This is a genomic window from Streptomyces sp. NPDC088762 (assembly GCF_044750905.1).
In the GTDB taxonomy this organism is placed as follows: Bacteria; Actinomycetota; Actinomycetes; order Streptomycetales; family Streptomycetaceae; genus Streptomyces.
Genome location: NZ_JBIVKT010000023.1, coordinates 18,323 through 31,139 on the forward strand (window position 1 = coordinate 18,323; position 12,817 = coordinate 31,139).

At 68.7% G+C, this 12,817-nt stretch carries 10 protein-coding genes and 1 pseudogene; 5 read left to right on the forward strand and 6 right to left on the reverse strand.

Annotated elements, in window-relative coordinates; translation table 11 throughout:
- Positions 1-93: 93 nt before the first annotated feature.
- Complete coding sequence (locus ACIP5M_RS33745) at positions 94-1,086, reverse strand: quinone oxidoreductase family protein (RefSeq protein ID WP_401204220.1); 993 nt, start codon at positions 1,084-1,086, stop codon at positions 94-96.
- A gap of 255 nt (positions 1,087-1,341) precedes the next feature.
- On the opposite strand from ACIP5M_RS33745, the gene ACIP5M_RS33750 reads away from it, so the two are divergent.
- A complete protein-coding gene (locus tag ACIP5M_RS33750) occupies positions 1,342-2,274 on the forward strand; it encodes a recombinase family protein (protein WP_401204223.1) in 933 nt (310 codons plus the stop codon).
- A gap of 49 nt (positions 2,275-2,323) precedes the next feature.
- On the opposite strand, the gene ACIP5M_RS33755 is transcribed toward ACIP5M_RS33750, so the two are convergent.
- Entirely contained in the window at positions 2,324-2,971 is a 648-nt protein-coding gene (locus tag ACIP5M_RS33755) for a hypothetical protein (RefSeq protein ID WP_401204226.1), read from the reverse strand.
- A 166-nt stretch (positions 2,972-3,137) separates the two neighbouring features.
- On the opposite strand from ACIP5M_RS33755, the gene ACIP5M_RS33760 reads away from it, so the two are divergent.
- The 4 genes and pseudogenes from ACIP5M_RS33760 to ACIP5M_RS33775 all read left to right on the forward strand — a co-directional run bounded on the left by ACIP5M_RS33760 (position 3,138) and on the right by ACIP5M_RS33775 (position 9,984).
- Positions 3,138-3,476 carry a hypothetical protein gene (locus tag ACIP5M_RS33760; protein ID WP_401204228.1) on the forward strand — a complete coding sequence of 113 codons (339 nt, stop codon included), beginning with the start codon at positions 3,138-3,140 and terminating at the stop codon, positions 3,474-3,476.
- A 67-nt stretch (positions 3,477-3,543) separates the two neighbouring features.
- Positions 3,544-3,798 (forward strand): annotated as a pseudogene (locus tag ACIP5M_RS33765) (recombinase family protein); the annotation flags it as partial.
- Between the two features lie 363 nt (positions 3,799-4,161).
- Positions 4,162-8,964 (forward strand): RHS repeat-associated core domain-containing protein, encoded by a 4,803-nt coding sequence (locus ACIP5M_RS33770; protein ID WP_401204230.1) that lies wholly within the window; start codon positions 4,162-4,164, stop codon positions 8,962-8,964.
- A gap of 9 nt (positions 8,965-8,973) precedes the next feature.
- Positions 8,974-9,984 carry a hypothetical protein gene (locus ACIP5M_RS33775; RefSeq protein ID WP_401204233.1) on the forward strand — a complete coding sequence of 337 codons (1,011 nt, stop codon included), beginning with the start codon at positions 8,974-8,976 and terminating at the stop codon, positions 9,982-9,984.
- Between the two features lie 164 nt (positions 9,985-10,148).
- Here the strand turns inward: ACIP5M_RS33775 and ACIP5M_RS33780 are convergent, their stop codons facing one another.
- From ACIP5M_RS33780 to ACIP5M_RS33795, 4 genes are all read right to left on the reverse strand, one after another.
- Positions 10,149-11,246, reverse strand: a complete 1,098-nt coding sequence (locus ACIP5M_RS33780; RefSeq protein WP_401204236.1) for a tyrosine-type recombinase/integrase — start codon at positions 11,244-11,246, stop codon at positions 10,149-10,151.
- Positions 11,243-11,488, reverse strand: a complete 246-nt coding sequence (locus ACIP5M_RS33785) for a hypothetical protein (protein WP_401204239.1) — start codon at positions 11,486-11,488, stop codon at positions 11,243-11,245. The genes ACIP5M_RS33780 and ACIP5M_RS33785 overlap by 4 nt, the downstream gene beginning before the upstream one ends.
- Positions 11,485-11,913, reverse strand: coding sequence for a hypothetical protein (locus tag ACIP5M_RS33790; protein WP_401204242.1), 429 nt, complete (start codon positions 11,911-11,913; stop codon positions 11,485-11,487). Before ACIP5M_RS33790 ends, ACIP5M_RS33785 begins: the two co-directional genes overlap by 4 nt.
- A gap of 482 nt (positions 11,914-12,395) precedes the next feature.
- Positions 12,396-12,812 (reverse strand): SUKH-3 domain-containing protein, encoded by a 417-nt coding sequence (locus tag ACIP5M_RS33795; RefSeq protein WP_401204245.1) that lies wholly within the window; start codon positions 12,810-12,812, stop codon positions 12,396-12,398.
- Positions 12,813-12,817 lie beyond the last annotated feature (5 nt).

A 12,817-nucleotide genomic window follows, 5' to 3' on the forward strand; every position in this document is an offset into this window, starting at 1 on the left:
TGGGTGCCTGACGCTGTCGGGGATCTTGGCGATGATGGTCGGTCATGCCCTCGACATCTCAGTCTTCAAGATCCCCCATCTCGTCACCCGCGATCAGCTCTGCGTCTCCTCCACATCGGGTACGACGAGCAGCTTGCCGGTGGTACGCCGAGCCTCCAGATCGCTGTGGGCCTGGGCGGCCTCGGACAATGCGTAGCGGCCCGTTATGGTGACCTCAAGCGCCTGGGAGCGCACCCACTCGAACACATCGGCGGCCCGTCGGAGCAGTTCGGACCGATCGGCGATGAAGTCCCCGAGGCTGGGCCGGATCAGGGTCAGCGAACCGCCGTGGGCGAGCCGCATCGGATCAAACGGCGGCACGGCACCACTTGCCGCGCCGAAGAGCACGAGATGGCCGCGGGTTCGCAGGCTGGCGAGGCTCGCATCGAAGGTGTGCGCGCCGACGCCGTCGAAGACAACCGGCAGTCCCTGACCGCCGTTGAGCCGCCTCACCTCGGCTGCGAGATCGTCGACTGCGGAGGAAAGGATCACCTCAGCGGCCCCGGCACGCTTCACCAGCTCGGCCTTCGCTGTGGTCGACGTCGTGCCGATCACCCTGCCGCCGAGTTGGGTGATGAGCTGGGTCAAAAGCAGCCCCATGCCACCAGCAGCCGCATGCACGAGCACCGTGTCGCCCCCCTGAACCGGGTAGGCGTCCTTGACGAGATAGTGCGCGGTCATGCCTTGGAGGAGCACGGCGGCGGCTGTCTCGAAGCCGATATCGTCGGGCAGCGGCACCAGCCGGGAGGAGTCCACGACGGCTCGCTCGGCATACGTGCCGGGAATCTCCACCCAACCGACCCGGTCCCCGACTGCCACGTCAGCGACGCCGGGTCCAACTTCGACGACCGTGCCGGCGCCCTCAGCGCCCGGGGTGAAGGGCAGCGGGAGGCTGTACCGGCCTTCGCGGTGGTAGACGTCGAGGAAGTTGACCCCGGATGCGGCGACCTCCACGATCGCCTCGCCCGGACCCGGCCGCGGCTGGTCCACCTCGGCCTCCTGCAGCACCTCGGGACCGCCCACTTCGTACACCTGAATCGCTCTCATGGCCCTCCAATAACGGCTTTTCCCCCACCAACCCCGTGGATGGCGATCCGATTCCCGGCAAGCAGACCAGCCCGCCGCCCCCGCCGAGAGCTCGCCTGTCGGCAAACGATGGCGAGCTCAAGCGGTCGACGCGTCCAATGAACCCCCGCAATCCGGGGGTTCGCGGCGCCGCGAATCCAATCAGATCCGATGCTGATTGCTGACAGGATTTGACGACAGATAGGGTCCGATACTCCGTACGGAAGGGGTCCCTCGGTGGCGAACCTGGTCTACAAGCGGGTCTCGACCAACCAGCAGTCCACCCCCCGGCAGAACCTCGTCCTGGACGAGGCCGGGATCGAGGACCCGGGATCGAGGACCCGGTCGTCTTTCGAGGAGGACCCGGGAACCTCCAGCCGCCTCCACCCCCTCCAGCGCCCGACGTTCCGCGAGCTGCTGACGTATGCGTGGCCGGGCGACACCCTGCACGTCTCCGAGATGTTCCGCCTCGTGCGCGGCACCGGCCACATCCTCGACGTGCTCGACGTCCTCCACCGCGACCAGGTGGCGCTGCGCATCCACGACGGCGCGTTCTCAGCGATGGACCTCACCGCCCGCCACTCGCGCACCGGCGAGCTGCTGTCCACCGTGAAGTTCATGGTGCAGACCCTCGGGGCCGCCGGCGAACTTCAGCGCGACCTCCAGCGCGAGCTGACGTACGACGGGCTGCGCGCCGCCGAGGCCAAGGGCAGCAAGGGCGGGCGCCGCCCCCCGGTTGCGGCCACGAAGACCGACGCCGTACGCACCGCGTACCTGGAAGGGCGCTCCATCGCCGCCCTCGCCCGCGAGCACCGGGTCAGCCGCGGCGCCATCCGCACGGCCGTCGCCGACCTCCTGCCCGACCACACCGCCAACGAGGAGGACGCGTCTGCCCCGGAGCTGCCGGTCACCCTCGACATGCCGGGCAACGTCGCCGACTACCTCCGCACCACCGAGCTGGAGCCCGTCGAGCGTGCCGCGCTCGACCAGGGGACGACCGTACGGCGCGGCCAGGGCTACACCCTGCGCGTCAGCGCCGTCCCCGCCGTGCACCGAGGGCTCCTCGCCCGCTGCCAGCCGCTCGACGGCAGCCAGGACCTTCCCGCGGTCCCGGCCCAGCGCAAGGCCCGCCGCGAGTACGAGAACAGGGTCAGCGCCCTCACACCCTGAACAAGATCGTTCTCACCGATAACCGCTGTTTTCGTTTGACGACACCTTCTCAGCTGAAGGCAATGGCCGCTCCGGTCGAGATCGAGAGTTTCGCAGCGTGGAGGAGTTGCAGGCATACATAGGACTCGACGCCGTAGCGCCGCCACCCCGCGGTGGCCAGCTTCTCGGCATCGGCGGCCTCGAAGACCTCTTCGGAGTGCGGATCGAGGTCTTCCGGAAGACCGAGGGCTTCAGCGAGTCGACGGGCTTCCTCCAGCAGACGCACCGAAGACCCCAGGTAGCCGCCCGGTGCCTTTTTGTCCACGATGACGTGGGCGAAGTCGACGGGGACGTAGTAGCCCTCGCAGTCCGAATGATGGACCAGATGGTCGAACGGTCCAGGAGGATCACTCGGGAGAGCCTCGTACACCTCACTCAGGAGCGGGTCGTCAGTCGCCCGCTGGCTGCCGTCCAACGGCTCGGGCAGGCGCCCGCTCGCTGCAAGGTGGACAGCGAGACGGCGAACGTTGTGCAGGCCCGAGTAACCCCACGCCTCGAACTCCGCGCCCTCCTCCTCATCGAGGTCGGGCTCAGCCCACTGTCGCGCTCCCGCACGCTCCAAAAGCTCGCCGATAGCGACGAAGTCAGTGCGAACCATCGCGGTGTAGTCGTCGTCCTCGGCGTCGACGAGGACCCCGACCACTATGTTCAATCCCATGGCCCGATCTTGTCATCGGCGATCCGACGACCACTCGCTGCCCTGCCACCGAGGTCACGCTGCCTGTCCGTAGCCGTCGGCCTCCGGCTGACCGTGTCCGCGCAGCGGGCTGAAGTCGACGTCCAGGGGCGGGTCGTACGCCTCCGGTTCAAGGCCCAGTTCGTGGGTGGAGTATTCGCCGAAGCGGCGGATGTGCTCGGTCAGGTACGGCGAGCGAGATGCGGCCGGGGCCGCAAAAGCGTCTGCCGCCCTGCTGGAGGACCAGGTGCGGGTGCTGGACCCGGACGACCCCGAGATCCGCGTCACCCTGCACAATCTCGCCCGGTGGCACGGGGAGGCGGGGGATGCGGCCGGGGCCGCAGCAGCGCTTGCCGGTCTGCTGGAGGACTTGCTTCGGGTGCTGGGCCCGGACCATCCCAACACCCTGGCGACCCGGGCCAACTTGGACCACTGGAGGGAGGAGGCGGAGGAACGCGACCTAAAGAACGGTAACGATCGTTCGTGAGACACGAAGATCGACAGGACGTTCCCGCAGGTCGTGACTGTAACGCTTCCCGTGTACGCGGGACCAGCACCCCGAAGCCCAGCAGGACGCCCTCGGCGCGGCCGGCTGCGAGAAGGTTTTCACTGACAAGGTGAGCGGCAAGCTCGCCCGCCGCCCCGAGCTCGACAAGGCCCTCCTGGTCGCCCGCGAAGGCGACCAGCTCGTCGTGACCAAACTCGACCGCCTCGGCCGCGGCTCCCCCCACTGGCCGCCTCTTCCCTCGGCTTCGCCGCGGCGGCGGCCGCGACCGCCCTCGGCTATCTCGTACTCGACCAGCCCCTGACGGACACCGAGGTCGCCGGCGACCTCGCCATGGTCTGCGCAACCCTCCTCGCCCAACCCCGCAGCCCGGGCGCGCCAACCGGCGCACCGGCCAAAAGGAACTCAAAGGAACCCGCCCCTGCCTGACCAGTCAGGGCCCGGCTGCGGGCATCGCTGAGATCCCCACACGCCCGCAGACCGGCGGTTCTTGCGACGGCTACTTGGCCGGACGGCTGGCGGTCCAGGGCAGTTCGTCTGACATCAGCGACGCAGGTTCGCAAGGGCAAATCATCTCTGTGGCCAGATCCCGATTATCCGTCAGATCGTGCACGTGGTATGACTGTTCGAATATTCGATCATGGCTACCACGGGGGGATGGGGTCACGTGGCTGTCACGGTGCCCGACTGGGCGGACACACTGCTGGATCTCATCGGTGTGGCCTGGCCGAATGTGGACGAGGACGCCTACCGGGATATGGCTGACTCGCTCCGCGAGTTCGCCGAGGACCTGCTGGACGACGGGCAGCTTGCCAACAACCACATCGAGCGCCTGCTGTCCGCGAGCAGGGGTGAGTCGATCGAGGCGCTGAACCAGCACTGGAACAAGGTCAAGGGCCAGCACTTCAAGGATATCGCGGATGCGGCCCGCACCATCGCGGGTGCAATGGACATGGCAGCCGGCGCCGTCGAGGCCATGAAGTATGCGGCGCTGGTGCAGCTCGGCTACCTCGCCGCTGAAGCAGGTATCGCGCTCTCTCTGATCCCGGTCACCGCGGGCCTGTCGGCCCTGTTCGGTGCGGCCGCGATGCGTGCCACACAGGAAGTCGTCAAGCGCCTGATCAAGGAGTGCGTCGAGGAGGCCGTCGGCTACATCGTCTCCGCGATGACCGAACCGGCCGTCGCCGCCCTCGAAGGCATGGCCGCCGACCTCGTCGTCCAGCTCGGCTCGATGGCCCTCGGCTTCCAGGACGGCGTCGATCTCGACCAGACCAAGAACGCGGGCAAGGACGGCTTCAAGGAAGGCGTCCAGTCCGGCAAGGACGCACTCCACCTCGCCTCCGCCGGCGGCGGGGGCGCCGGCGGAGGCACCGGTCTGGTCGACCTCCACATCGATCACTCCGAGCACGCGCGCGCGGGTACGAGCCTCAACAGCGTCAGCGTCAACATCCACGGCAAGACCGCCTCCAAGCTGACCAAGGCCAGGTCCCACCACGGCCGCACGCGGGGCCGCGACTCCATAGCCCAGGCCATCGACCCCGTCGCGGACAAAGCCATGGCAGCCCTCACCAAAGCCACCAAAGCCATGGGCGACCACGTCGGCACGACCCTCCCCAAGGCCGTCAAACACATATCCACCGGCCACAAGAAGAACGACGACGCCATCCACGACAGCTTCAACCGGCTGAAGAAGAGGCAAGGCGACGACGACGGCCGTCGGCACGGCCAGGGCGACGGCCCGGCGGGGGACCGGCGGCGTGGCCCAGGGGACGCTGACCGCACCCGCCCCGACCACACTCACAAGGCCAAGGACGAACCTCGCCGCCACAGCATCGAGCTGGGGCGCAAGACCTGCAAGAACGACCCCGTCGACATCGCCACCGGCGAGATGACCCTCGGTCAGACAGACCTGTCATTGGCCGGTGTGCTGCCCTTGGTCCTGCGACGCACCCATCTGTCCGGGTACCGCTATGGCCAGTGGTTCGGTCGTAGCTGGGCTTCGACCCTTGACGAACGCATTGAGCCCGATCCGGTGGGCGGTGGCGCCGTATGGGCCCGAGAGGACGGCTCGCTCCTCGTCTACCCGCGCCTCCCGCGGCCCGGTGACGATCCGGTCATGCCCCTGGAAGGGCCCCGACTGGGAATCCTGCATGACGGCGAAGACCAGGACGAGACCACCTACGCTGTCACCGACCCCCTGCTCGGTACGGTCCGGAGGTTTACCGGCAGCCCGTACCGCCTCTCCACCGCCTACTGGCTCACCGAGATCACCGACCGCAACGGCAACGGCATCAGCGTCTCCCGGGGGTCCGACGGCTGCCCCCGAGCCGTGAACCACGACGCCGGCTACGTCGCCCAGCTCCAGGCCTCCGACGACCGGATCACCGCACTCGCCCTCCGCACGCCCGACGGTCCGGTGACCGTGACGACGTACGGATACGACGACCACGGCAACCTGGCCGCAGTGGTCAACTCCTCCGGTCTGCCCCAGCGGTTCGCCTACGATGGTGACGGCCGGATGACCTCGTGGACCGACCGCAACAACTCGACGTTCACCTATGTCTACGACGCCGAGGGCCGTGTGGTGCGCACCGTCGGCCCCGACGGCTTCCTCTCCTCCACCTTCGCCTACGAAACCGAGCCGCGGGTCACCCGCTACACCGACTCGAACGGCGCCACCACCGTCTTCCAGCTCAACGAGCTGCTCCAGGTCGTCGCCGAGACCGACCCGTCCGGCTACACCGTCAGGCAGACGTGGGACCGTTACGACCGACTGCTCAGCCGCACCGACGGCTACGGCCGGACCGAGGCCTGGACCTGGGACGAGCAGGGGAATCTGACCGCGGTGCGGGAGCCCGACGGTTCGGTGACCACCGCCGCCTACGACGAGCACGGCATGCCCACGTCGGTGACCGGCCCGGACGGCGCGGTGTGGCTGCGTGAGTACGACGAGGCCGGCAACAACACGGCACTGATCGCCCCGGACGGGACGGTGACGCGCTACGAGCACAACGGGCGTGGCGGCATCGTGGCGGTCACTGATGCGCTCGGCAACACGGAGACCTTCCGTCCCGACCTGGCCGGCCTGCCGATGGCCCGCACGGACGCCCTGGGCCACACGTGGACCTTCACCCGCGACGCCTTCGGTCGGCCCACCTCGTTCACCGATCCGCTCGGTGGCACCACCCACCTGGAGTGGAGCGTGGAGGGTCAGCGCCTGCGGCGTACCGAGCCGGACGGCACCGAGCTGAGGTGGACGTACGACGGCGAGGGCAACTGCCTGGAGGAGGTCGACGGCAACGGCGGAACCACCCGCTACGAGTACACCCACTTCGACCTGCTGGTCGCCCGCACCGGGCCCGACGGCGCACGCTACGAGTTCGGGTACGACACCGAGCTGCGGCTGATCGAGGTGCGCAACGCGGCGGGAGCTCGTTGGAGTTACGCGTATGACAGCGCCGGCCGGATGGTCAGCGAGACCGACTTCGATGGTCGGACGCTCACGTACAGGCACGACCCGGCGGGCCGGCTGTTGGCCCGGACGAATCCGCTCGGCCAGACAGTCACCCATCACTTCGACGACGCGGGTCGGCTCGCGGCCAAGGACGTGGACGGACGGGTCACCACATTCACGTACGACCACGCGGGCCGCCTCACCGCCGCGCGGTCGCCCCAGTCGGTCACGACGTGGGAGTGGGACCGGCAGGGTCGGCTGGTCGCCGAGGTGGTCGACGGCCGCGCCATGCGTTATGCGTACGATGCGGCGGGCCGCTGCACCGGCCGCACCACCCCGTCGGGGGTGGTCACGGCGGAAGAGTACGACGCGGCCGGCAACCGTGTCCGCATGGAACTGGCAGGCCGGGCGCTGTCATTCGAGCTTGCCTTCGAGCGCGACGCGCGCGGGCGAGAGGTTGCCCGTACGTACGGCCGACCGGGCGATCCGCGGATCGCCCTCGCAACTGCCTGGGACCCCATGGGACGGGTGCACGAGCAGTCGTTGACGGCGCAGGCGCGGACGCAGCGCTCGCGCAGCTACACCTATCGCGGCGACCATCTCCTCGAAGCGGTGACCGAGGAGGTGAGCGGCGACACCAGGCGGTACCGGCTGGACCCGGTCGGTCGCCCGCTGGGGGTGGACGCGCACGGCTGGCAGGAGTCGTACCAATACGACAGCGAGGGCAATCAAACCGAGGCCTCGTGGCCCGACCGGGCCCCGTACCCGGAATCGCGCGGTGCACGCACCCTGGACGGCACGCGGCTGCGTTCGGCCGGGGCGCTGCGCTTCGCGCACGACGCGGCCGGCCGGGTCGTCGAGCGCCGGCGCAAGAGGCTGTCGCGCAAACCCGACGTGTGGCGGTACACCTGGGACGCCGAGGACCGGCTGACCAGTTGCACGACGCCGGACGGCGTGCTGTGGACCTACGCCTACGACGCCTTCGCCCGGCGCACGGCCAAGCACCGGCACGACACGGACGGCACGATCGTCGAGTCGACGGTCTTCAGTTGGGATGGCGGCAGGATCGCGGAGCAGACCCACAGCGCCACGGGCACCACCCTGACGTGGGAGTACGACGGCTACCGCCCACTGGCCCAGGCAGAAACGCGACGCGCGGGAACTTCGGCGCAGAGCGCGGACGCCGCCGAGATCACGAACGCCGCGACTCAGGACGCGTTCGACGCCCGCTTCTTCGCCATAGTCACCGACCTGATAGGCACCCCGACAGAACTTGTCGGCGAGGACGGCGGGATCGCGTGGTACAGCCGGGCCACACAGTGGGGCACCACGACCTGGAACCGGGACGCCACGGCGTACACGCCGCTCCGCTTCCCCGGCCAGTACGCAGACCCCGAGACCGGGCTGCACTACAACCACTTCCGCCATTACGACCCCGAGGCCGGGCGCTACATCACCCCGGACCCCCTCGGTCTCGAGCCAGACCCGAACCCGGTCGGCTACGTCGACAACCCGGCGACCATGTGCGACCCGATGGGCCTCGCGCCGTGCATGCAGAGCCTGGAGGACATGGCCACCCAGATCAACAACCTCAAACCGGAGGGAAAGGCCCGCAGTCTCCAGACTGTGGCCGTCATCCACGCGCAGACCCCGAAGGGCCCCGTGACCTTCGTAGCCGGCACCAGCAAGAGCAAGCTGGACGCCGCCCAGATCGCCCTGGCCAAGTCCCTCGGGCTGGTCCCACTGCCCAGCAGCGAATACATGAAGGTCCCCAAGGGCGACAAGGGCGGTCACGCCGAGCAGAACATCCTCGCCTTCCTCAGCAGGATGAACGGGGACCAGGCGAAACCCACGTGGCTGCCCTCGCACGGTGCCGCGTCGAACGTCGTCTGCAACAAGTTCTGTGCACCGGTCATCCGGGGCAGCGGCGGAGCCATGTACGGACTGCTCCACCCCCATACCCAGGGGACTCAGCAGAAGCAGTTCTATTGGCCCTCCCGACACAAACCCGTGTAAACAGGCGGCATGGAAATCACACATGTCAACGCGGTGCTGCTGGCCGAGGAGCGTCTTCCCGGGATCGGGGCGGGCTACTTCCGGCCCGACGCCTGGCAGGTGCGCAACGGTGCGGTCTGGATGCTGGGGAGAGAGGACAAGGATCTGGTCCTCGCACGCATCTCCGAGGATCCTTCGCGGGTCTTCGAGGGACAGGAGTTCCGCGCGACACCCGGCGCCTATCCCCGCGCCTCGTTCGCCTCCCCCATCCCGGACGGTGCCCTTGCGGTGGTCGGCAGCGGGTATGTCGCCGTGGTCGAGGCGGACGGACGGACGCGGTGGACGTACGAGCATGCGCCCTGGGCCGACGAGCGCATCGCCACCGGCGCCTGCACCGCCGACGCCTCGGGTCGCCGGCTGCTGGTGACGACACCCGGCCCGACGCACCCCGACGGCTCCTACCCCGGCGACCTGATCGTCGTACTCGACCTCACCGACGGCAGCTTCCTGGGGCAGGCGGTCCTCCCGTCCGCCTCCGCCGGATACGGATTCCAGCAATCTCTGACCGACCCGGCCCAGATCTTCCTGGACGCCCCCCAGGGCGACACTTTCCATGCCCTGCTCGTCACCCTGAACGGCGACACCCCGCACGCGGAGCACGTCGGCTACGAGGACGAGCCGTTCGCCGGCCTGGCCCGCGACGGCGCGTTCCTCAAACTGGACGTGGGCGGCGACTGGCTGGGCCGCTACCAACCCGGACACCCGGACGTCAGCGCGGACTCGGAGGACGTCCTCCCCGACGGCCTGCGCTTCGTGGGCTACCGACCGGGTTTCCTCGACGCGGGCCGCGTCCTGGCGGCCATCGCCGAGGACCAGGACGGCGAGGACAACCGCCACCTCCTCCTGGACGCCCACACCCTGCGCCCCACCGCCGAGATCGCCTACCCGGCCACCACTTGCTGCGACCCCCTGGCCCTGGGGGACGGCACCTGGCTCACGGCCCATTCCGACGACACCCTCCGCCGCTGGCGCACGGCCTGACGGCGACTCCGCACACGTGCGGAAGGGCACGGTAAGTGATGGACGTCTGCCCTAGCCGGCTCGCGAGCGCGGCCTCAGCTGCTTCGATCCGCAGGGGAGGGTCTCCGGCCGTCATCGTCGGCCCCACGGTCAGTGAGGTCGCAGAGCTTGGCTGAAGGCGGCGCTCACAGGCCGATGCCCTGGCTGGCGGTCTCCTCCCAGCGGGCGCCCTTGCGGACGTACTCCCAGAAGACGGCGCTGGAAGGGCTGTGGCCCGACTGGCGGCGCAGCTGGTCCGGGCGCTTGCCGTTGCGGGCGCCGGTGGTGATGAAACCGGAGCGCATGGAGTGCCCGGTGAGCTTCGTACTCAACCCGGCCCGCTGCCCGCTGCGGGTGATGGCCAGTCGGCACCCGTCGGGGGAGAGGCGGCGCGTGCCGAGGTGGCCCCAGCGGTCGACGGCCCGGAAGGCGGGGCCGCTGTCGCCGAGGCCCGCCGCCTCGGCCGCGCCTTTCCAGGCGAGCCAGTTCAGGACGGGGCAGGAGTCGGGGTGTGCGCCCCAGGCGATCTCGACGTCCCGGGCGGGCCGCCCCTTGACCGACGGAACGTGCACCTCCAGGCCCTCGTCCACGAGCACGATGTCGGCCAGGGTGAGGGCGCTGACCTCCTCCGCACGGCCGGCGATTCCGAACGCCATCGTGACCAGCGCGCGGTCGCGGTAAACGGCGAGGTCGGGGAGGCCCTCCGTCCGGTCTGCGCTGTTCATCGCCCGCAGCTGCGCGGGGCTCGCCGGGGCGGCTTGGCCGCGGCCGCGGGCCATGCGAAGGCGGTCGTTCTTCAGCGGCTTGAGCGCGGCGCGGGCGGCGAGGGTGGCCTCCTTGGGCACTTCGACGTTGTACGGCGAGCGCCGGGCGGTGGTGGTGACGCCGGTGATGCGGCGGTCGATGCTGTTGGGCGCCGCCTCCTTCACCTCGTCCAGCCATGCCACGAACGCCACCAGGGTGCCCCTGTCGACGGCCGTCACCGGCAGCGGGACACCGGTGCGTTCGGCGAGCCAGCCGTGGAACTCCTCCCACAGCGCCCAGTCCCGGGCGTACCCGACCCTGGTCTTGCGCGGGCGGACCGTGTCCAGATGCTCCTGCGCGCCATGGTCGAGAGCGCGGAGTACGGCGGCCACGGCAGGGTCGTACGGCGTGACGCCGGAGCCGGCTGCCTGATGCGGGAGGGCCGCCTCGACGAGTTCCGCGTCGATGACGCCGCGGGTGTGCGCGATCTCGCTGGTCACGGCCGCTCCGCACGTGGGGTGATGCCGAGTTCCGCGCAGGTACGGTCGTCGTACGCCTCTTGGGCCGCGTCTCTGAAGAGCATCTTGCGCCACCGCACGTCGTCGTATCCCTTACTTCCCCGCCACGGGCGGACGAGGGCGCAGAGGTCGTCCCACGACTGACTCACGTAGACCGCCCACGCGTCGTCAGCGGTGATGTCCGTGGCATAGCGCGGGGCGGCCCCGGGGCGGCCGGCCGTCACCGGGCATCCTCGCGGCGCTGCTCCGCGGCGGCTTCGGCCAGGCGCCGTTCCCACTCGGCGGCTTCGTCGGCGTCCCAGTGCTTCGCGTTGTGCCACCGGGCAAGGTCGTAGTCCTCGTGCCACGCCCAGGGGGAGACCAGCGCCGCCAAGGCGCTCCAGCTCGTACGGATCATGCTGCGCAGCTGCGCCTCCTCCTGGGGCGGGAGCGCTTCGGGGTCGTAGCGGAGCCAGTGCGTGAGGTTGCCGGCGAGGACGTGCAGGACGGAGTGGACCGAGCGCGCGACGTGCCGCTCGTCGCTTCCCCGCTGAGCGGCCGCTGCGGGAGCAACCCGCGCTTTGAGGAACGCCTCGAGCCCCTCGACGTCGGCGAGCGCGATGTCCTTCGCGTACACCAGGGTGCGATCCGGAGCGGGGTCGGTGCTCATGACTCGGTCGTTACCTCCTCCAGCCGGTCCGGGCGGCCAGCCGTGACCCTCCGTCACGCCTAGTTCATCACCTCGGATATGGCATGTTATCCGAGGGGAGGAGGGGCAGTGGAGCGCGCTTCGGTCGGCGAGGTTGGAGTCGGAGGGGGGCCGCATTGAGCACGACTGGGGATGCAAGATGCTCCATTGTGGGTCCGCAAAAATCGAAGGCACGACCTCGCCTTGAACTGACCGATCGAGAAAATTTCCTGGAGAACACGAATCGGTCGTCACCGCATATACGGTGACGACCGATTCGTCGATTGCAGTGCACAAATGAAAATTCTAACCGGCGAAGCCAGACCGACCCCGGCCCGCGCTCACCACACCGGCCGCGGCATATCCGAGCACATCGACCCAGACCTTCATTCTGACCGACACCCCCCCAGTCGTCCTGCGAGTGACTCCCCAAACCAGACGAATCGCGCTCGCAACACGAACTCTTAGCCGATCCTCTCCGGATTCAGCCCGAGCAGAAGTCGCTCGAACGCTTCTGGCACCTTACCGAAGCTGGCCACCCACGTTTCAATGAGGTAGAGCGTACCGGTCTCGTCAATACCAAGAAAGAATCGACCCGAATCGAGGTGACCGACAGGAAAGAAGGAAATACCAAGCTCTTCGCCCCATTCAATAAATCGATCCTCCTCTCCGTCACACAATTCAGGATCAAGTTCGAAGGGCTCGCGCGCACACTCGATGCCTGGACCAGAAAAGACGAACTTTAGGCCTCCGAACTCAGCCAGAAATTGCCGTGCAGCATCGTGCGCCACGAGCCCTACAGATTCGAATCTTGAAGTCCATTCATCAATTTCCACCAACCTTCCTGGAACCCAACCCGCCGCATAGAGCTCCTCCTCCACATCCC